The organism is Paraburkholderia fungorum (assembly GCF_046026025.1).
GTDB classification, from domain to species: Bacteria; Pseudomonadota; Gammaproteobacteria; order Burkholderiales; family Burkholderiaceae; genus Paraburkholderia; species Paraburkholderia fungorum_E.
Genome location: NZ_JAQQFL010000031.1, coordinates 33,642 through 53,138, shown reverse-complemented (window position 1 = coordinate 53,138; position 19,497 = coordinate 33,642). Strand labels below are relative to the sequence as shown.

Annotated in this window: 17 protein-coding genes; 3 read left to right on the top strand and 14 right to left on the bottom strand. The window is 61.3% G+C overall.

Features of this window, described 5'->3' with window-relative positions; genetic code table 11:
- Nucleotides 1-152: 152 nt before the first annotated feature.
- Entirely contained in the window at nucleotides 153-527 is a 375-nt protein-coding gene (locus tag PQR67_RS28295) for an antibiotic biosynthesis monooxygenase family protein (RefSeq protein WP_408466144.1), read from the top strand.
- 13 nt (nucleotides 528-540) lie between these two features.
- Here PQR67_RS28295 and PQR67_RS28290 read toward each other — a convergent pair whose 3' ends face one another.
- Genes PQR67_RS28290 through PQR67_RS28280 form a run of 3 tightly spaced genes read right to left on the bottom strand, consistent with a single transcriptional unit; the run spans nucleotide 541 to nucleotide 4,244 of the window.
- Complete coding sequence (locus PQR67_RS28290) at nucleotides 541-1,824, bottom strand: MFS transporter (RefSeq protein WP_408466143.1); 1,284 nt, start codon at nucleotides 1,822-1,824, stop codon at nucleotides 541-543.
- A gap of 14 nt (nucleotides 1,825-1,838) precedes the next feature.
- Nucleotides 1,839-3,017 (bottom strand): porin, encoded by a 1,179-nt coding sequence (locus tag PQR67_RS28285; protein ID WP_408466142.1) that lies wholly within the window; start codon nucleotides 3,015-3,017, stop codon nucleotides 1,839-1,841.
- 39 nt (nucleotides 3,018-3,056) lie between these two features.
- Nucleotides 3,057-4,244, bottom strand: a complete 1,188-nt coding sequence (locus PQR67_RS28280; RefSeq protein WP_408466141.1) for a M20 aminoacylase family protein — start codon at nucleotides 4,242-4,244, stop codon at nucleotides 3,057-3,059.
- Between the two features lie 124 nt (nucleotides 4,245-4,368).
- Here PQR67_RS28280 and PQR67_RS28275 point away from each other — a divergent pair, with 124 nt between their 5' ends.
- Both PQR67_RS28275 and PQR67_RS28270 read left to right on the top strand, forming a co-directional pair.
- Entirely contained in the window at nucleotides 4,369-5,307 is a 939-nt protein-coding gene (locus tag PQR67_RS28275; RefSeq protein ID WP_408466140.1) for a LysR family transcriptional regulator, read from the top strand.
- A 76-nt stretch (nucleotides 5,308-5,383) separates the two neighbouring features.
- On the top strand, nucleotides 5,384-6,241 hold the full coding sequence (locus PQR67_RS28270) for a PA4780 family RIO1-like protein kinase (protein WP_408466139.1): 858 nt from the start codon (nucleotides 5,384-5,386) through the stop codon (nucleotides 6,239-6,241).
- On the opposite strand, the gene PQR67_RS28265 is transcribed toward PQR67_RS28270, so the two are convergent.
- From PQR67_RS28265 to PQR67_RS28215, 11 genes are all read right to left on the bottom strand, one after another.
- Nucleotides 6,211-7,275, bottom strand: a complete 1,065-nt coding sequence (locus tag PQR67_RS28265) for a LacI family DNA-binding transcriptional regulator (RefSeq protein WP_408466138.1) — start codon at nucleotides 7,273-7,275, stop codon at nucleotides 6,211-6,213. The genes PQR67_RS28270 and PQR67_RS28265 overlap by 31 nt on opposite strands.
- A gap of 45 nt (nucleotides 7,276-7,320) precedes the next feature.
- Nucleotides 7,321-8,472: an ABC transporter ATP-binding protein gene (locus tag PQR67_RS28260; RefSeq protein WP_408466137.1), complete on the bottom strand. Its 1,152-nt coding sequence runs from the start codon at nucleotides 8,470-8,472 to the stop codon at nucleotides 7,321-7,323.
- Between the two features lie 98 nt (nucleotides 8,473-8,570).
- Nucleotides 8,571-9,482, bottom strand: coding sequence for a carbohydrate ABC transporter permease (locus PQR67_RS28255; RefSeq protein WP_408466136.1), 912 nt, complete (start codon nucleotides 9,480-9,482; stop codon nucleotides 8,571-8,573).
- A complete protein-coding gene (locus PQR67_RS28250; RefSeq protein WP_408466135.1) occupies nucleotides 9,482-10,435 on the bottom strand; it encodes a carbohydrate ABC transporter permease in 954 nt (317 codons plus the stop codon). Before PQR67_RS28250 ends, PQR67_RS28255 begins: the two co-directional genes overlap by 1 nt.
- A 9-nt stretch (nucleotides 10,436-10,444) precedes the next feature.
- Nucleotides 10,445-11,686: an ABC transporter substrate-binding protein gene (locus tag PQR67_RS28245; protein ID WP_408466134.1), complete on the bottom strand. Its 1,242-nt coding sequence runs from the start codon at nucleotides 11,684-11,686 to the stop codon at nucleotides 10,445-10,447.
- Nucleotides 11,687-11,725: 39 nt separating this feature from the next.
- On the bottom strand, nucleotides 11,726-13,141 hold the full coding sequence (locus tag PQR67_RS28240) for a GH1 family beta-glucosidase (RefSeq protein ID WP_408466133.1): 1,416 nt from the start codon (nucleotides 13,139-13,141) through the stop codon (nucleotides 11,726-11,728).
- A gap of 227 nt (nucleotides 13,142-13,368) precedes the next feature.
- The gene (locus PQR67_RS28235) at nucleotides 13,369-13,812 is read right to left on the bottom strand and encodes a hypothetical protein (protein ID WP_408466132.1); all 444 of its coding nucleotides are present in this window, start codon (nucleotides 13,810-13,812) and stop codon (nucleotides 13,369-13,371) included.
- A gap of 182 nt (nucleotides 13,813-13,994) precedes the next feature.
- Nucleotides 13,995-14,420 (bottom strand): hypothetical protein, encoded by a 426-nt coding sequence (locus tag PQR67_RS28230; protein WP_408466131.1) that lies wholly within the window; start codon nucleotides 14,418-14,420, stop codon nucleotides 13,995-13,997.
- 20 nt (nucleotides 14,421-14,440) lie between these two features.
- Nucleotides 14,441-16,906, bottom strand: coding sequence for a DUF6531 domain-containing protein (locus tag PQR67_RS28225; RefSeq protein WP_408466130.1), 2,466 nt, complete (start codon nucleotides 16,904-16,906; stop codon nucleotides 14,441-14,443).
- Nucleotides 16,907-17,307: 401 nt separating this feature from the next.
- Nucleotides 17,308-18,525 (bottom strand): DUF2252 domain-containing protein, encoded by a 1,218-nt coding sequence (locus tag PQR67_RS28220; protein ID WP_408466129.1) that lies wholly within the window; start codon nucleotides 18,523-18,525, stop codon nucleotides 17,308-17,310.
- A 64-nt stretch (nucleotides 18,526-18,589) separates the two neighbouring features.
- Nucleotides 18,590-19,357, bottom strand: a complete 768-nt coding sequence (locus PQR67_RS28215) for a bestrophin-like domain (protein ID WP_408466128.1) — start codon at nucleotides 19,355-19,357, stop codon at nucleotides 18,590-18,592.
- Between the last annotated feature and the right edge of the window lie 140 nt (nucleotides 19,358-19,497).

Sequence of the window (19,497 nt, the reverse complement as noted above, 5' to 3'; positions counted from 1 at the left end):
TATTGCGGAGTATTACAACCTCGTTACGACCGCATGGCAGACGGCTTGCGAAAAATAGATCTGAAAATACGGCCCATCACGCCGACAGTCGAGCATTCGATACGACGCGCTATGATGCGCAAACGCTCACCTGCCTACAAACCGGTTACGCCATGTACACCTCAACTTTCATCTTCGCAACCGGGAAATTGGACGACCGCTTTCACCGGCTCGACGAGATCATCGCCACCGCCGCCAAGGCCATTCCCGGCTATCTCGGCGAAGAGGCGTGGGACAACGCCTCAACCGGACTGACGTCGAACGTGTACTACTGGGCGTCGCTCGACGCATTGCAGGCGTTGATGCAGCACCCCGCGCATCTGGAGGCGAAAGCAGCGCAGGCCAACTGGCTCGATGGCTACCAGGTGATCATCTCTGAAGTGCTGCGCACTTACGGCGACGCAGGGTTCGCGCATCCGGCCTCAGCCCACCAGGCGCACGAGACACGGGAAGCAAGGGAGGCACGCGTGCCACCGAAGGCACCATAAAAGTGCAACCGCCTTATTTCGCTTCCTTGAATAGCACGACGCCGGCGAAACTCAGCAGTCCACACGTCAGCACGTACCAGGCCGGGGCGTAAAAACTACCTGACACGCGCCACAACGCACTGACGATCAATTGCGCGAAGCCGCCAAAAATCGTCACGCCCAACGCGTAGATGATGCCCAGCGAGGTCGCCCGCACTTCCGGTTTGAAGGCTTCGAGAATCAGCACGAAACCCGCCGGACTCGAAAGCGTCATCAAGCCGATCAGTACGAATACGACCAGCACCACCGTATAGATCGACGGCCAGGTCCTGATCGCGTAGAACGCCGGCAGCAGCACGACCAGCGACACGACGGATGCCGCGTACAGCAAGGTCTTGCGACGCGGCATGCGGTCCGCGAGACGGCCGGCGAACGGCGAGCCGACCAGCAGCACGAGGCCTGCCGTGCAACCGGCCAGCAGCGACACCGCGGCAGGCATGCCCGTCGTCATGGTCAGGAACGACGGCAGGAAAAACACGATCACATACATCGACGAGGTACCGCCGATCACCAGCATCGTGCCTGCCACGATCTGCCGCCATTCGATGCGAGCCTTGTGCGAAGCCGCTTTCGCTGCATGCGCGGGCGGCAAGGTCTCGTCGAGATGCCGGCGCAGATAGAACCCGAGCGGGCCGATCAGCAACCCGATCAGAAAGGGCACGCGCCATCCCCATGCGAGCAAAGCCTCGTGCGACAGGCTGCGCGAAAGCGTCGCCGCCACCAGCGCGCCGACCAGCGCCGCGCCGCCCTGCGAGGCCATCTGCCAGCTCACCAGCGAACCGCGCCGCCCCGCGCTGCCCGACTCCATCAGCAAGGTGGTCGCCGCGCCCACTTCCCCGCCCGCCGAAAAGCCTTGCAGCAAACGCCCCAGCACGATGATCGCCGGCGCAGCCAGACCGATCGTCGCGTAAGTCGGCGCGAGGCCGATCATGCCGGTGCCGAGCGCCATCAGCGACACCGTGAGGACGAGGGCCTGCTTGCGGCCCGCGCGGTCGGCATAGGCGCCGATCACGATGCTGCCAAGCGGCCGCACGACAAAGCCAACGCCGAACGTCGCAAGCGACATCATCAGCGCGCCGACTTCGCTGCCAGCCGGAAAAAACAGTTTGCCGATCACCGCGGCGAAGAAGCTATAGACCGTAAAGTCAAAGAACTCGAGGCCATTGCCCAGCGCCGCGGCGAAGATGGTCCGGCGCGACGCGCGCTGCTCCGCTGCATGGCTCGCGACGGCACTTGCGGTGTGTTGGATTGCATTCATGGGGAACGGTGCGCCTAGAAGTTGTGATACATGCCCAGCGACATGGTGACCGGCGTCGTACCGAGTTCCGGCGCGCTGCTGCCGGGTTGCGTCGGCAGCGGATTATTGTTCAGCAGTACGGTGGAAATACCGTAGTTGCGGATGAAGCCGGCGCGCGCATACAACCCCGTGCGTTTGGAGAGGGTGTAGTCGTAGCCGAGCATCACGCCGAATGCCGAATCTTTTGCGGGGTTGTTTGCCGAGTCGTGCACACCGGACGTATCGCGATACACCACCGAAGCGCGAAACGCATTGCGCCCGACCGGCCAGATCGTGCCGAGCGTATAGACGCGCGCAATGCCGTCGTTGGCGAGCCTCGGCGCGTACTGGTTGAACGCGCCCGACAACACGATCTTGCCGGTGTCGACCACCACCCCGAGACCGTACAGATCGTTGCGCACGGTGCTCGTGGCGCCTGTGCCTGTCGTGCCCCACACCTGGTTGTAGGTGCCCGTCAGGTAGGTCGTGCCGTCGTACCACTGCAGCAGGGCGCCCTGCGCCGCCGCGGTAGGCGACTGCCCCGCCACGTTGCTCGGCGCGTACATCAGTTCCGTGCTGAAGCCCGCAAAGCTCGGCGACAGGTACGTGATCGCGTTGTTCACCCGCGCGGCCAGTTGCGTCGCGCCCGCGCCGAGATCGCTGTTGTAGCCGAAGCCCTTTGGTGTCTGCACGACGGCGGTGCCGAGCCATGTATAGGCCGAGTTGGTGCCCACCGTGCCGAACACATCGACGAAGAGCGGCAAGCCCGTGCCGATCTGCTTGCCGAACCGCACGCGGCCATACGTCGAGGAGTTCAGCCCTACCCATGCCTCGCGATTGAAGAATGACGTGCTGTCCTGCATGGCGCCGTTATTGGCCAGGAAACCGTTTTCCAGGTTGAATTCGGCGCGCAGACCGCCGCCCAGATCTTCCCGTCCGAAAAGGCCGAATTTCGAGGTCCATTCGCCGCCGCTCTGGGTTTGCACCAACGACTTGCCGCCCACGGTCTGATAGTTGATGCCCATATCGACCGAGCCGTACAACGCCACGCCTTCACGCAGGCTGCCGTTGAACTCCGGCAGTGCGCTCAGCAAGGTCATCTGATACGGCTCGGCGTGCGCCGTGCCTGTCCCGAGCGTCAGCAGTGCCGCGCTCATTGCGATGCATTTTTTCATGGGTCTCCCTACTCCTCATTTGCGATTGATATGCAATGCTCAGGACACGCTCAAACACCGCTCAGCGAGTCCGACGAAATAAGCGGCACCCCAGCTGAGCGCCGCGTCGTTGAAGTCGTATTCCGGGTTGTGGACCGCGCAACCGCCTTTCGAGTCGACGCCGTTGCCGAGCACCACATAGCAGCCCGGCACCACTTCGGTCATCCACGAGAAGTCTTCGCTGCCCATCACCGCATCGGGCATCAGCGTGTAGCCCTGCGGTCCCGCGAGCGCTTCGATCGTTTCGATCGCGAGGTCGGCCGCGCCGCGATGATTGACGAGTGGGCGCGAGATCGGGCGGTAGTCGACTTCCGCCGTGGCGCCGTAGGTTTGCGCCTGCAATTGCGCGATGCTGCGGATCCGCGCTTCGACCTTGTCGCGCGTGTCCGAATCGAGCGCGCGCACCGAAAGCTTCAACGTGGCGGTTTCGGGGATCACATTGGGTGCGGTGCCGGCGTGGATCGCGCCGACTGTCACCACGGCCGCGCGGGTCGGCTCGATGTTGCGCGCGACGATCGATTGCAAGGCCAGCACGATGTTGGCCGCCGCGACGATCGGATCGCAGCCCAACTGCGGCATCGCGCCATGGGTGCCCTTGCCGGTCACGGTGATCGTTACCGAATCGGACGACGCCATCATGCAGCCGTGGCGCAGCGCGAAGTGGCCGACCGGCAGGCCGGGCGCGTTATGCAACGCGAACACCTGGTCGCACGGAAAGCGCGTGAACAGGCCGTCCGCGATCATCTTCGAGGCGCCCCCCAAGCCCTCTTCCGCGGGTTGGAAGATCAGGTTCAGCGTGCCGTCGAATTCGCCTCGGGTCGCAAGGCGATGCGCGGCAGCCAGCAGGATCGCGGTGTGGCCGTCGTGGCCGCACGCGTGCATGGTCTGCGCGACGGTGCTCGCGTACGGCAGGCCGGTGGCTTCCTGGATCGGCAACGCGTCCATGTCGGCGCGCAGGCCCAGCGTGCGGCTCGACGCGCCGCGCCGCAACTGGCCGACCACGCCCGTACCGCCGACGCCCGTCGTCACCTCATAGCCCCATTCGGCGAGCTTGCGCGCGACCAGTTCGGCGGTGCGCGTTTCAGCGAAACCGAGTTCCGGATGCGCGTGGATGTCGTGACGAATCGAAATGAATTCGTGCTCGGTCTCGCGCAGTTCGGCGAGAAGCTGGGGAAAAGACTGCGTCATTCGTATGGCTCCGATTAAGCCGGCTGTCGTTTCGCAACCGTCGAAGCCAAGCGTAAAGATCCGGCCCGAAAACAAATAAGCACAAATTTTGATGTGCATAACTACCAGTGCTATATTCCGCATCATGAAAATTCATCATCTGCGGGCACTGGTCGCGATTGCCTCGACCGGCAGCATCAACGGTGCGGCCAAAGCGCTGTACGTGACGCAACCGGCCATCACGAAGGCCGTGCGGGAACTGGAGACGGAGTTCGGCGTGCGGCTGCTGGAGCGCAATCCGTGGGGCGTGGTGCCCACGGCAGAAGGCGCGGCGCTGGTGAGCCGGGCGCGCACCGTGGTGCGCGAGATGGAGCGCGCCGAGGAGGATATGGCGCATCTGAAGGGGCTGCGCGACGGCAGCCTGGTGATCGGCATCACGCCGATCGTCGGTACGACGGGGCTTGCCGAGGCCTTTGTCGAATTTCGCAAACGCTGGCCGATGGTGACGCTGGAGTTTCGCGAGCTGGGTTTCAACCAGTTGCACGAACAACTCCGCAATCGCACGCTGGATCTGGCGTTCGCCGCCTTCGCGCGACCGGTGGGCGATCTGGCGAGCGTGAAACGGATGGTCTCGTTCGAGACCGTGTTCGTGACGCGCGCGCAGAGTCCCTACGCGGACGCGGCGTCACTCGAAGCGGTGCAGGACGCCGAGTGGATTCACACCGACGTGACGGACAACTATCCGGGCTTTGTCCGGGCGATGTTCGAATCCGCCGGGCTCGCGCCACCCCGGCGCATCACGCGTTGCACGTCGTACGCGCTGTTTTATAGCCTGACGATCAGCACCGACGCGATCTTCGCGTGGACCACGCATTCGCTCGAAGAAACCTTGCTCGGGCAGAGCTTCGTGCGCCTCGCGCTGCCCGTCGCGCCACCGCCGTTGCAGCTGTATCTGCTGTCACCGCAGGAATCGCAGTTGACCCGGCCGGCGGAGTATTTCGTCCACTGCATCGAACAGGCAATCGGGCCATTGTTGAAGGGGGTGGTCGGGCAGAACGGCGCCACCCCTTATAATCCGGCATGACCCGAATCCCGCACTCTCTCCCCCGTCAAACGGCCGCACACGGCCGATCAGTCGCCCACCGCTCTTTGGCGGTCGCATGAAAACACCCAAACGTCTGCTCCCGCTGGTCGAGGAAGGCCTGATCGACGAAGTCATCTCGCAGTTGATGAGCGGCAAGGAAGCCACCGTCTACGTGGTCCGCAGCGGCGAATCCACGCGCTGCGCGAAAGTCTATAAGGACGCCAAACAGCGCAGTTTCCGCCAGGCCGCGTCCTATCAGCAGGGCCGCAAGGTCAAGAACAGCCGCCAGCAGCGCGCGATGGAAAAGGGCAGCCGCTACGGCCGCGAAGTGCAGGAACAGGCGTGGCAGAACGCCGAAGTCGATGCGCTGTTCCAGCTTGCCAATGCCGGCGTGCGCGTGCCGCAGCCGTTCATCTGCACGGACGGCGTGTTGCTGATGGAATTGGTGACCGATGCGGACGGCAACGTCGCGCCGCGTCTGAACGATGTCGAAATGACCGAGGCTCGCGCGCTCGAATTGCACGCGCTGCTGCTCAACCAGGTGGTGCGCATGTTGTGCGCCGGCATGATTCACGGCGACCTGTCCGAATACAACATCCTGCTCGCGACAGACGGCCCGGTGATCATCGACCTGCCGCAAGCCGTGAATGCCGCCGGCAATCTGGAAGCGCCGGCCATGCTGGAGCGCGACGTGAACAACCTCGCCACGTATTTCGGCCGCTTCGCGCCCGCGTTGCTCGACACGAGCTACGGCAAGGAAATCTGGTCGCTATACGAAGCGGGCGCCTTGCACGTGGATGCCGAGTTGACCGGCCGTGTCGAACTCGACACCACGCCGATCGATCTCGAAGGCGTGCTGCAGGAACTCGAAGACACCCGGCTCGACGAAGAAGCGCGCCTGCGCTACGAGCAGTCGCTGCGCAGCGGGACGTAAGCAGACCCGGCACTGCGCGTCAGCGCACCCGGCGCCTGCCCCACCGACTCGCGCATCGTCACGCTCACCGGGAACTCGCGGGTAATCTCCCACGAAGTCCGGTAGCACTGATTCACGAGCCAGCGTACGGCGTTCTGCGTCAACTCCGCCGTCGGGATGTGCACCGAGGTGAGACCCGGCGCGGCAAAGGCGGCCGAATAGTCATCGTCATAGCCGATCACCGAGACTTCGTCGGGTACGGCAATGCCTGCCTGATGGAAACGCGCCAGTGCGCTCACCGCCATCGTGTCGTTCGCGCAAAAGAGCCCCGTGAAGCGCTGCTTCGAATCGAGCAGCTTCTGTGCGGCCAGATAGCCGCCTTCCGGCGAGAAGTCCGACTCGATCAGCGTGACATCCTCGCGTGCGATGCCCTCGCGCAATAGTTCCGCAAAGAAGCCTTCGAGCCGGGTCTGATTGTCCGACGCGCTGAACGGGCCGGATATCACCGCGATATCCCGATGCCCGTGATCGAGCAGCGTGCGTGCCGCCAGTTCGCCGCCGCGTCGATGATCCGCGCAGAACGACGCCTCCGGCAACTGATCGAACGCGCGATTCAGAAACACCATCTTCGGGTGCATGCGATGCAGCATGTCCAGATCCTCGTCGTGCAGATCGTGGCTGATCACCACCACGCCGTCGCAATCGCGGCCGATCAGAAAGCGCACTGCCTCGATGGCCTGCTCGCGCGGCGACACTTCCCCGCAACCGGTCGCCACCACCACGTGACGACGCACCGCGCGCAGTTCGGTGTCGGTTTGCTTGAGAATCGTGCCGTAGTAGGAGCCGAAGAAGGTCGGCACGAAAATGCCGATCATGCCGAGCGACTGCGTGGCCATGGCCCGGCCGATCGACGACGGGCGGAAATTCAGCGCTTCGATTGCGGCCTTCACACGGGCGGCGGCATCGGCTGAAATGGGTCCCTTACCGGAAATGGCTCGCGACGCAGTCGACATCCCAACGCCCGCCAATGCCGCGACATCCTTGAGTGTTGCCACGCGGTTCTCCGTCAAACCTGTTGTATTGCGCGACGCCGCGTCCAGTCACAGACGCGCGCCACCCTCCTCGTCGAACAGCGAAATATGCGCGCCATCGAACGAGAACACCGCGGCATCCCCTATCGCCACCGGTGTCTTCGTCTGATCAATCGACGCAATTTGCACTCCATGATAGTCGAGCCAAATGACGCGGTGGTTGCCCATCGGCTCGACTAGCGAAATATTCGCGCGCTCGCTCATGGTCGTGCTCGAACCCTCGCCCACGCGCACGTCTTCGGCCCGTACGCCGAGCACACAAGACAGACGATCCGTTGGCAGGTTTCTGAAAGGATAGTTCGACACGTCGAGTCGCAAATGCGCGGTGCAGAAGTGCAGCGAACCCTCACGCACCTCGAGCGTGCCTTTGAGCAGATTCATCGCGGGCGAGCCCAGAAACGTCGCGACGAACAGATTGTTCGGCCGCGCATAGACTTCGGCGGGCGTGCCGAACTGCTGGATCACGCCGCCGCGCATCACCGCCATGCGCGTGGCGAGCGTCATGGCCTCCACCTGGTCGTGGGTCACGTAGATCATCGTCGCGCCCAGACGCTGGTGCAGTTGCTTGAGTTCGCGCCGCAATTCGGTGCGTAACTTGGCGTCGAGATTCGACAGCGGCTCATCGAACAGGAACACGTCGGCCTCGCGCACGATCGCACGGCCGATCGCCACGCGCTGGCGTTGTCCGCCGGAGAGCTGCGCGGGTTTGCGCTTGAGCAGCGGGCCGAGTTGCAGCATCTCGGAGGCCCGCGCGACGCGCCGTTCGATTTCCGCCTTCGGCGTGCCGTTGATACGTAACGCAAACGACAGATTGCGCTCGACACTCATGGTCGGATACAACGCGTACGACTGAAACACGAGCGCGATGCGGCGATCTTTCGGGTCGGCCCAGGTCATGTCTTCGCCCGCAATTTCGATGCTGCCGTCTGTCACATCGATCAGGCCCGCAATGCTGTGCAGCAAGGTGGATTTGCCGCAGCCAGAGGGTCCGAGCAGCACCACGAACTCCCCCGCGCGCACGTCGAGGTCGAGATTCTCGATCACCGTATTCGCGCCGAGTTCGATCTTCAGGTTGCGTACCGATACATTGGCCGGATTCGACAGGCCGGCCGCATCCGCCGGGTTGCCGAGGTTCACCACGTCTGCCGCGTCTGCTGCCATGTGCGTCATCGTATTTGCCACCGTAGTTGCCACCGCATTTGCCCTCGCATTTGCCCTCGCATTTGCCCTATTCATCGCGCATGCCATGCCTCAGAGCCCTAACCCTTGACGGCGCCCGACGCAATGCCGCGCACAAACCAGCGGCCCGAAACGAAGTAGACCGCAAGCGGCACCATGGAGGTGAGAATGGTCGCCGCCATATTGACGTTATAGAGCCGCTCGCCGGTCGTCGTGTTGATGATGTTGTTCAATTGCACCGTCATCGGCAGGTTTTTCGTGCCGGCGAACACCAGCCCGAGAATGAAGTCGTTCCAGATACCCGTCACCTGCATGATGACCGCGACGACGATGATCGGCGTGGACATCGGCAGCATCAGTTGCAGGAAGATGCGCCAGAAGCCGCCACCGTCGATGCGCGCGGCCTTGAACAGCTCCTGCGGAATCGACGTGTAATAGTTGCGAAACAGGAGCGTCATCACCGGCATGCCGAAGATGGTGTGAATCACCACGATGCCCGGCAGCGAACTGAACAGATGCACGCTCGCCAGCACCCGCACGAGCGGATAGACCATCACCTGCACAGGAATGAAGGCACCCATCAGCAGCACACCGAACAGCAAGCCGGCTCCACGCGGCCGCCAGAACGACAGCGCATAGCCGTTCACCGCGCCGATCGCGATCGACAACACCGTGCTGGGCACGACGATCCGCACCGAATTCCAGAAACCCACCTGAATACCGTTGCAATCGAGCCCGGTACAGGCGGATTGCCACGCGGCGCTCCATGCGTCGAGTGTGAAATGGGTGGGGAAAGCGAGCAGATTGCCGAGACGAATCTCGCTCATCGGTTTGACCGAGGTCACGAGCATCACGTACAACGGCAGCAGAAAGAACAAGGCGGCGGTGAGCAAAAATGCGTAGACGCCGAGACGCGCGGGCGTAAAAGTCCGGCGGCGCCGGCGGCCATGGCTCGGTTTGACGCCCTTCAGTGAAGGACTGAGCGTGTTCATCACACCTCCTTGCGCAACGCAGCGCGGCTGCGGGCATAGAAGAACGGCGCGAGAATCGCCAGCACCGTTGCCAGCAACACGATCGACGCTGCCGACGCGAGACCGATGTTCGCGCGGCCGAACAGGTAATCCATGATGAACTTCGCGGGCACTTCGCTCGCCGTGCCGGGACCGCCTTGTGTCATGGCGACCACCGCATCGTAAAGCTTCACCACCATCACGAAGAGCAGCACGAAGGCGGTGGACATGGAAGGCCCGAGCATCGGCACGACGATGCTCGCATACACGCGCCAACGCGGAATCCCGTCGATACGCGCGGCTTTCCAGAGTTCGTCGTCGATACCGCGCAAGCCCGCCAGCAGCAGCGCCATCACGAGGCCGGACGCCTGCCACACCGTCGCGATCACGATCGTGTAGATCACCCAGTCCTGATCGACGATCCAGTCGAAACGCGCATGCACGAAACCGAGCTTGTGCAACACGGCCTGCGCGCCCAGCTCGGGATTCAGAATCCACTGCCAGACCAGACCCGTGGCGACGAACGACATCGCGTACGGATAGAGAAACACCGTGCGCAACGCGCCTTCCGCCACCACCCGCTGATCGATGAAGATCGCCAGCAGCAAGCCGATCACCATGCACGCAACAATGAAGCACGCGCCGTAGATCACGATGTTTTGCAGCGACAGCAACCAGCGGTCGTTGTTAAACAGCCGCGTGTATTGCGTGAGGCCCGCGAAGTCGCCGGAAGGAAACGTGCGCGAATTGCTGAGCGACACGCGCGCAGTCCAGACCATCGTGCCGAGATACGCGCACACGACGGTCAGGACCATCGGCAGCAACGCCACCCATACCGCTATCGGCAAACGCTTCTTTAGCGGCTTTTTCAGCGGCCCTTTGCGATGACCTTTGCGATGAGTCGAGTCGGCGGCCGGCAGCTTGAGCGCGTGCATGACGGGCGCCTAGCTCTTCAACGCACTGGCAAACGCCTTCTGCGCATCCTCGACCGACTGGTTCTTGTTCCAGAAGTTCGTGATGACGTCGATCAACGCGCCTTGCGTGTCAGGCGAGAGCAGCATTTCCGGATTCGGCAACTGACGCGACTTGTCCTTCATGATCGCAATGCCCTCCTTCGCGCAGATGTCGAGACTGCTCGCGTCCACGTCGGGACGAATCGGAATCGAGCCTTTTTTCGCGCTGAATGCGACTTGCGCGGCCGGCGAGGTCATCACCGTGGCAAGCAGATTCTGCGCCTTGATGGCGTTGGCATTGTCCGTTTTCGGGAACACGAATACGTCGCCCGCGACCAGATACGGCGAATGTGGACCGAAACCCGGGAAGCAGCCGAAGTCCTTGCCGGCGGTCTGGTTGGCCGCAGAGAATTCTCCCTTGGCCCAGTCGCCCATGATCTGCACCCCCGCCTTGCCGGAAATCACCAGCGCGGTGGCGTCGTTCCAGTTGCGGCCGGGCGAACCCGGATCGACGAAGTCATGCAAGCGCTTGAACGACGCGAGCACCTTCTTGAACGCGTCGGACTTGACAGCGTTCTGGTCGCGATCGCGATACACCTTCAGATAGAGATCGGGACCGCCTACGTCGGCGAATACCGCATCGAACGTGATTTTTTCCTGCCACGGCTGACCGCCGAGCGCGAGCGGGATCACGCCCGCGGCTTTCAGTTTGGTGAGATCGGAGAGGAATTCGTCGTAGCTCTTCGGCTCGGCGGCAATGCCGGCCTTCTGGAATACCGGCTTCGAATAGAAGAACCAGGCCGGCATGTGAATATCGACCGGCGCGGCGTAGTAATGGCCTTTCACCCTGACGCTGTCGATGATCGACTGCGGGAACACGTTGTTCCAGTTTTCTTTCGCGGCAACGTCGTCGACGTTGTTCAGCAGGCCCTGGTCGATCAGGTCGTGAAACTGTTTGGACGTATTGAATTGCGCGGCGGTGGGTGGATCGCCGCCGACGATCCGGTTGATCGCGGTGGAGCGCGCCTGATCGGCGCCGGCCACCGCGTTGTCGATCCACTGGCCGCCGGCCTTGTTATACGCATCGGCGAACTGGCGGATCGCGGCCGATTCACCGCCCGAGGTCCACCAGTGAATCACGTTGGCTTTCAAGGGCTCAGCGGCATGCGCGACGGCGCCAACCAACGCCAGTGCCGTTGCCACACTCGCTGCGATCATTTTTTTGCTGTTCATTCCGTCTCCTGTCGACTTACAAACAAGCTCCATCTGCCCTTAAATCCGTGCCTTCCGCTCCTTCAAGAATTTCGCCACCAGCTCCGCACTGCGTTTGACCGTGCGCTTCTGCGTACTGTAATCGACATGCACGACGCCGAAGCGACGTTCATAACCAAACGCCCACTCGAAGTTATCCATCAACGACCACAGAAAATAGCCGCGAATATCCACACCGGCCTTGATCGCCTGATCGACCGCCGCGAGATGGCGCTTGAGGAACGAAATGCGCTGCGTGTCGTCGACGTGCCCGTCGATCACTTTGTCGTCCGAGGCCATGCCGTTTTCGGTGATATAGATCGGCGGCAGATTGTGATACGTACTCCTGAAACCGGTCAGGAGATCGCGCAAGCCATCGGGGTGCACCTCCCAACCCATCTGCGTACGCTCGACGCCTTCGAGCGGCACTTCCCGGAATCCATGGCCGCCGTCGCTCGCGACGTTCGTGCGGAAGTAATAGTTGATGCCGAGGAAATCGAGCGGTGCGGCAATGGTCTGCATGTCGCCGTCGAGCACCAGCGGCTCGGTACCCGGCCACAACTCGAACAGGTCGCGCGAATAAGCGCCCTTGAGCAGCGGATCGAGAATCCACGCGTTGTGCTGGACTTCGAACAGATGCGCCGCGCGCTGATCGGCGGCACTCCCGCTATTGGCCGTACCGCGGCCGATGTTGGCGACGATACCTTTCTGCGAGGCCGGATCGTTGGCGCGCAATACCGGAATCGCGAGGCCATGCGCGAGTAGCAGATGATGCATCGCCTGCGTCGCAAAACGTCCGTCGGCGAGACCCGGCGCGTGGTGGCCATTGCCGTAGCCAAGATAGGCCGAACACCACGGCTCGTTGAGCGTGGCCCATGCGTCGACCGTGCCGGCCAGTTCGCGGCTCATCAGATCGGCGTAGTCAACGAAACGGTAAGCGGTGTCGCGATTGAGCCAGCCGCCGCGATCCTCCAGATGCTGCGGCAAGTCCCAGTGATAGAGCGTCACGAAGGTCGTGACGCCCTTCTCTTTCAGGCGGTTCAGAAGGCGCTTGTAGAAGTCGAGCCCTTTGCGGTTGGGCACGCCTGCCGCGTCCATCACGCGCGGCCATGCAATCGAGAGCCGGTAGCCTTCAAGACCGAGCGAGACCAGCAAGTCGATGTCGGCTTCCCACCGGTGATAGTGATCGCAGGCAACCGCGCCGGTGTCGCCGGCCAGCACCTTGCCGGGCGTCGCCGAGAAGGTGTCCCAGATCGATGGCAGGCGACCGTCTTCGTTCACCGCGCCTTCGATCTGATACGAAGCCGTGGCGGCGCCAAGCAGGAAGTTTTTGCGCCACAACGCGGAGTCAGCGGACGGGCTGAAGGGATCGGCGAGTGGGTTGTCAGAAACGGCGGGGGACCGCGCGTCGGATACAGCGGATGCGTCGTTTGCCACGGATTCTCCTTCACTGAAGTCGTTGAACCGGGTACGGCGAAGCTTGATGCGGAAGTGGCTGGAAAGTGTCTGAAAGCTGAAGTGGAAGCGCTTCCACAGCGACCAGCGAACGATAGCAGTGGCGAATTCAACGCAGCAATCAGGGTTTGTCTGGAGGGCTGACTTGCATGCGCGGCGCTGTTATGCGTCGCGCATTGGGTGTTACCTGAACGTAAATCGACAGGCTGCTATGAAAGCTTATGGTGCGCAGGCAGATCCGACTCCTTGAACACGTACCGCAAATCTGCTCCACCAATGCGTTTCCCAGCTTCCATGATCATAAGACTGTCGCCCGGCTCCGGGTAAGCAACGAGCGGTTCGCCATCGAGACGGTCAATGTCGAATGAGTGAAGGACATAACCTGACTGTGTTTCCGCCACATAAGCATAGATAAGCACCGGTACGCCTTCGTCAATGGCGATCAAGTCACGCGCGAGAGTAGTGTAGCCGCCACCCGGCAATCTGATTTCATCATGACTGATAGCCAGGCAATACGGCACATTGACTTCGTGAACCGTACAGGTTTTGAGCTGGGCTTCCCACCTTTGGACGTAAGCACCATAAAAAGACTCGTTCACGGTAAGAAGAAACTCCAGTAGCCGGCGTTCGTGGCTCGCCAAAGGCCGTTGCATAACTGCTCCTCATGTTTTTCCATGACACGGCCACAACGGTTCACACGCTGAAATAGAACGCTCGTTGCCTGGACTGAATCAGCGCCGTCAGTCCGAGAGAACCGGGGCGCTGTCCGACGATTTAAAGCGAACTGCGCTGCGACAGTCAGGTGTTACGCTGACGGGCCATACGACACCACAAGTTATGAACGCGATCCGCCATATAGATGGCGCAAGTCTGCCCCACTGATCCTCTTGTTCCCCTCAACAATCATTAACCCGTCGCCTGCGTCTGGATAGGTAATTAGCGGCTCTCCATCAAGGCGATCGATATTGAAAGAGTCCAAGACCAAACCTGCCTGAGTGTCATGGACGATTGCATAGACAAGCACCGCTACCCCCTCATCGACGGCTATCAGTTCACGCGCGAGCGTGTGGGAATTTTCCCAGCCTTCATAGCTTTCCGCCTCGTGACTGATCGACAGACAATACGGAACATTGACTTCGCGAACTGTACAGTTTTGAATCTGATCCATCCAGCGAGGTGCATCTGCCTCGTACAAGGAAGCATTGACGGATATAAGAAACTCAATGAGTCGGCGCTCTTGCGGTTTTAAGGTTCGTTGCATAGTTCTTCCCTTCGACGCATTTACCGTGGTGGCCGGATCGAGCCAACGCGAACGACGTCCGCGGACAGTCGATGGGCTGAGTATCCGATCCGCATACCATCGACGGTTACGTAGAAAGTCTCCCCGTCGCCTACCGTCAACTTTGCACCGCTGTTTTCCGCGACGTCCTTGGTAATCGCTTCAATGACCGGCTGCCGGGGGATACTCTTTTCATCTAGGTGGCGGAACGTATGGTTGATCTGATTCGCGTCTCTGCCCCAGTTTATCTCGGACGTGTCCTTAACGACCGGTTTGCACTGCTCCTTGATGCGCTCGATCGTTTGCCGGGCTTTTTGCACACCCTGCCCGATGCCATAGCGGACTGCCGGGTTCTGCACCAGCCGCCACACAAACACGATGCCGCGAAGTATGCCGTCGGGCAAGCCTGCCGAGAAATGGCAACCACTGCACACGGTCGAAGTGCCGAGGAAGTTATCGCCCAGCAATCCCCGCGCGCCCTGGAGATTGGCGGGCGGTCCTATCGGGGATTCGCCGAAGTTATAGTTGTCGATCCACTGGTCAATCTCGCCGCTTGAGATCGCGATATCCGTCCCGTCGTTCAGGTCAAGAACGCTGCCGTTCTTTGCAACGGTACCGGTACGTGACACGACTTGGCCGTCTGGTGAATAGCCGAACCTGACCTTGAACACGCGCCGAATGCCACCGTTCGCCGGGCTCGCATATTCATTGAACTTGAAAAGATCAATGCGCCCGCGTTGGTCATAGCGAAGGTAAAAATCGCCAGTCGGGTTGTAGCCGTACAGAACACGATGGGCGGCGTCGCGCGAAATCATTTCCGTGGCTTCCGGAAGCTCCTGCTGGGCGATGATTGCAAAGACGTTCCCCGTTGCATCACGGGTGACTTTGTACTGCCCGACCAGTTGCCCGGCCTCATACATCTGCACGAACGAGAGCCGGTTGAACGCGTCATACACCATGCCGTAGGCACGCGTTGTGCCGTCTGATTTCGCCGCGTCGAATCCGCTTGCCCCCGTGCTATCCGCAGTGGGCGTTTCGCTCATACCGGTAGCATTGCCCCACGCGTCGTAGACGAACGACTGGATCACACCGGGCGACGCGATGGTCGCCGGATGCAGGCTCGTAGCATCGGCGTAACGGATTGTGGTTATCGACGTGCCGGACGCATTGTCGGCGGTGATCCGAACTGGCCGTCCGGCGTCGTCGTAGCTGTACGCGGTAGCACCGCTTGCGTCGGTATCTTTCAGCAGATTGCCCGAACCGTCCCACGTGAGATTGGTTACGCCATCGGCAGAACTGCTGGAAGTGGGCCGCAGCATGCCGCCGACTGAAGAGAAATTCAGTGTCGTCGTGCGCTTACTATCGGTAACGGAGGTCGCCCCTGTGCTGTAAGCGAACTGCACGTTGCGAGACGAGTCGGGATGGTTGACCGCCGTGGCGCGCCCTTGGGAATCGTAGCTCCACGTCGCAATGCGATTACCCGCCTCATCGATCTCGCCAGTCAGTGCATTCTTGAAGCGGGCGTCGTCGTAGACGTAGCGATGGGCATATCCGTCAGGCCAGGTGACCGAAGCCAGATTGCCATTCGCGTCATACCCGTACTGCGTCATGCGGCCCAAGGGATCGTTCAGGCGTGATAGACGGTTCCTGTCGTCATAATCGAGGCGAAGCGTGATGTCGTTGTTCGCGTCCGTGCCTGCTGCATGCTGCGTGATCGCGGTCAGCAGCCCTGAGCCGCCATAGGTCAGCGTTCGGACAAATCCTGTCTTCGTGCTCTCCGAACGCAGCACGCCTTGAGTCGAATACGATTCGACGGTATCGGTTTTGAGATCAGTCAGCGCCCATCCGGAGCCGGTCTGTGCCAGCGCAAGACCGGTAAAGCCCGCCGTGCGCCAGGTGCCGGCTGACCAGTTGAATGTGACGGGTTCACCGTTCTCGCGATACGCAAGCACTTTCGACGAGCTACCGCTGTTGGCGTTCGCGAGTCCCAGGTTGCGTTGCCAGCTATGAAACCAGACCGGTCCCATTGCCGTGGCGGAATTGCCAAGCGATTTGGATCGATAGGTTCGCGCGAACTGCATCGGAATGTCGTCCCCGCTGACAAAGTCCGCTTCAGTCAAGGTGACAGCGCCATTGCCCGGGTACACCGGGTCAGCGACTGGACAGCTCGCTTCTGGTTCTTCCGTAGTTGGTGTTGCGCACCACGCGTCGATAAGCGGGAAACTAAGGCAGTTGTAGTACTGCATGCCGCCTGGTACGCCGGCGTAAGCATCCCACCGGCAGGTGGGCGAGCCCGGTTTTGCGCCAGTTGCTGTCCACACCGCGTCGCAATCAGCCGCGTTGGCGCCAAACGCGACCATGAGCAGTATGAATGCGGCCAGCAGGCGGGCCGCCATGCTTGCTGAGCTACCAGCTACGCTTTTGTTTTTCATAGTCATCCTTATTAGTTGTACTTGTTTGAAGCCCAAGCACCCTATAAGGAGGATTCCAACCCCGCTATCCGACAATTCCTAAAATTACAAGATCAATGCGTCTACACAAAAACCGCCTTCAATGTGCTCGTCAAGGCTCGTAGGGAACCACGCACAAGTCTGTGAGCCGTTGCCGGATCACAGCGATGAAAACCAGAACGTCAGACGTGGAACGGCTGCACGCGGTCCGATCCGACGTGAGATATACCTGTATGAGGATGGATGGAGACGGACGGTCTGATCCGGGACAACTGGAAAGGGAAGACGGGGCGCATTGGCAGCAACCCAAAGGGATGTGTGTGTGGCGCGGCGAAGCGCCACCACCGACTGCTCAGAACGCCGTGAGAATCTCAATGCAAAGCATCGGGCACCGCGTTAAGTGCCCTGCACACGCACCATTAAGACTTCTGCGCTGGCAGATTAAACGCACCACCATCATAAGCTTCGCAATACGCTTTCCAGTCCGCATTCACCTGAGCCTCACACTGCGCCGCGAGTTCGATCAACGGCAAACGCCAGTCCTTGCGATTGCCGAAAGCGATCAACTCATCCGCAATCGACGAGTTTTGCCGACCGCCGCTGCGCAGTTGCCCCCATGCGCTCAATTCGGCCATGCTATTGATCACGGCTTCGAGCCGCGGCAGCTTGTCGTCCCAGGCGCTCAACGCCACGCGATCTTCCGAAGGCTGCAAGCTGCGCAGCACATACGAGCACTGATTGAAATCGACCGCGTGCAGGAACGCCTGCGAGACGGCCTGATTGCGCCGTTGAATTTCAACCACACGTTGCGCCTCGCTGTGCCATTTCGGCTGCGGCGTGCGCACATGCGGCGTCACCGAAGAAGGCAGCGCCTCTTTCAGATCGAGCAGATAGTTGCCGTCCGGCGAGCCCTTGCCTTCGACAAGAATCGCGTAGCGATCCACGCCCAGGCTGCCGGTGCCGGCAATCCGCCGGGCCACGTCGATGACGCGATAGAAGTCCGGATTGGGTTGACCGGCGGCGAACTCATGCAAGAACGCGGTGACGGTAGCCCGTGCCTCGTCGCTGACCGGCAGCGCTTTTTTGCCGTCCACTTTAAGCACGCGGGTTTTGCCCTTGAGCGTGGTGCGCCGGTCGAGATACGCGGCGCGCGTGCGGCTCGCCAGTGCGTCGAACAGATCGCGCACCATGCCGACGGAAGTCTCCGCTTCGATCCAGCGCGCTTTGCCGAAGGCGAGCGCCCCGCTATACGAGTCGACCGCCGTATGGCAGAGCGCGAGTGCCTGCGCGCGGCTCAGTTTGAGGTCGCTCGCGCCGACCAGCACGCTCGTGAGAAGCCGCACCAGTTCGTAAAGACTCGGCGCGAGGCAAGCTTCGTCGAAGTCGTTATTGTCGAAATAGATGAGGCGGTTGTCGCCCTTGTAGCTGCCGAAATTTTCCAGATGCATGTCGCCGCAAATCCACACCGGCGGTGCATCGTCGAGTACCTTATCGCGCGGCAGACGCGCGTAAAACAGATGACAGGTGCCACGCAGAAACACGAACGGCGAGCTACGCATGAGCTTGTATTTCATGGCGAGCCGTTCAGGATCGCGGCCGGTATTGAAGCTGGCGATGGTGTGTGCGATATCGGACATGGGTTTCTCTTTCATGCGGCTCGTTGCAGGGTCAGCACGGATTCAACTCGGGTTCAGTATGGGCTCAAGGCGCGCGGATCGAATCCGCGAGCGCATGGAGATTGAGCGGTTTCACGCGAATCACGCCGCCGCGCGGACTGTCGATATCGGCGACCAGCATGAACGACAGCGACACGATCATCGGAACGATCAGCAACAACCCGGCACCCGCTTTCAAACCGCGCGCGCCGTAGCCGACCAGCACGTTGGCGCACACGCCGATCAGCAGCATCAGCGCCCACGCCGCGTAGGGAATGCGATTCCACCACGCGGCCTGCGTGTAACCTTGCGTGTTGAGCACATCGTTCATTCCGGCGACCGCGAGCGCAATCACCGGTGTGGGCTGCGCGGCGGCGGCGTTCTTCACGGCTGACCACATTGCGTTCTGCAAACGTGACGTCTCGGCATTGACCCGGACGAGATCGCCACCGTCGCGCGTCGTATAGAACAGCACGCGCTCGTCGAGATAGATCTTCAGCAAGCCGCGCACGGTCGCCGCATCGGCGGGAGGCAACAGATCAGCGCGGACAAATTCGGTGCCGATTGCGTTCGCCTCTTCTTCCTCGTAGTTCTTGCGCTGATCGTAGCGGCCTACCGCCATCGAGAAAGTGAAGCCGATGATCAGCGCGAGCAGCGTTAGCGTGGCGGCCTGAATCACGCTGAAGTCGTCACGCACATCCTCGTCGATCTTTCTGAATCTGCGCAACACCGAGGCGCCGAGGCGCGCCGACAACCACATCGCCACGAAGGAAAAAATGAATACGAGTCCAGGATAGTCGAGCAGGCTTTGCATGGGCGAGCGTTTTTCTCATCAAAGTTCTGTTAGCGGGAACGCTTTGGGCGGTGATCAAACGTGCACTGCCACCGCATCATAAGAGACGCGGCGTGGATGGGGAAGCATGCACCGGAAACGAACGGCCGCAGGGTCGCGGG

Bases quoted from the DNA above. Each gene is read 5' to 3' on its own strand.
- PQR67_RS28280 (WP_408466141.1), bottom strand. From the start codon at position 4,244: ATGACGCAGTCTTTTCCCCAGCTTCTCGCCGAACTGCGCGAGACCGAG.
- PQR67_RS28250 (WP_408466135.1), bottom strand. From the start codon at position 10,435: ATGCACGCGCTCAAGCTGCCGGCCGCCGACTCGACTCATCGCAAAGGT.
- PQR67_RS28255 (WP_408466136.1), bottom strand. From the start codon at position 9,482: ATGAACACGCTCAGTCCTTCACTGAAGGGCGTCAAACCGAGCCATGGC.
- PQR67_RS28275 (WP_408466140.1), top strand. From the start codon at position 4,369: ATGAAAATTCATCATCTGCGGGCACTGGTCGCGATTGCCTCGACCGGC.
- PQR67_RS28295 (WP_408466144.1), top strand. From the start codon at position 153: ATGTACACCTCAACTTTCATCTTCGCAACCGGGAAATTGGACGACCGC.
- PQR67_RS28235 (WP_408466132.1), bottom strand. From the start codon at position 13,812: ATGCAACGGCCTTTGGCGAGCCACGAACGCCGGCTACTGGAGTTTCTT.
- PQR67_RS28285 (WP_408466142.1), bottom strand. From the start codon at position 3,017: ATGAAAAAATGCATCGCAATGAGCGCGGCACTGCTGACGCTCGGGACA.
- PQR67_RS28245 (WP_408466134.1), bottom strand. From the start codon at position 11,686: ATGAACAGCAAAAAAATGATCGCAGCGAGTGTGGCAACGGCACTGGCG.
- PQR67_RS28290 (WP_408466143.1), bottom strand. From the start codon at position 1,824: ATGAATGCAATCCAACACACCGCAAGTGCCGTCGCGAGCCATGCAGCG.
- PQR67_RS28230 (WP_408466131.1), bottom strand. From the start codon at position 14,420: ATGCAACGAACCTTAAAACCGCAAGAGCGCCGACTCATTGAGTTTCTT.
- PQR67_RS28215 (WP_408466128.1), bottom strand. From the start codon at position 19,357: ATGCAAAGCCTGCTCGACTATCCTGGACTCGTATTCATTTTTTCCTTC.
- PQR67_RS28220 (WP_408466129.1), bottom strand. From the start codon at position 18,525: ATGTCCGATATCGCACACACCATCGCCAGCTTCAATACCGGCCGCGAT.
- PQR67_RS28270 (WP_408466139.1), top strand. From the start codon at position 5,384: ATGAAAACACCCAAACGTCTGCTCCCGCTGGTCGAGGAAGGCCTGATC.
- PQR67_RS28260 (WP_408466137.1), bottom strand. From the start codon at position 8,472: ATGGCAGCAGACGCGGCAGACGTGGTGAACCTCGGCAACCCGGCGGAT.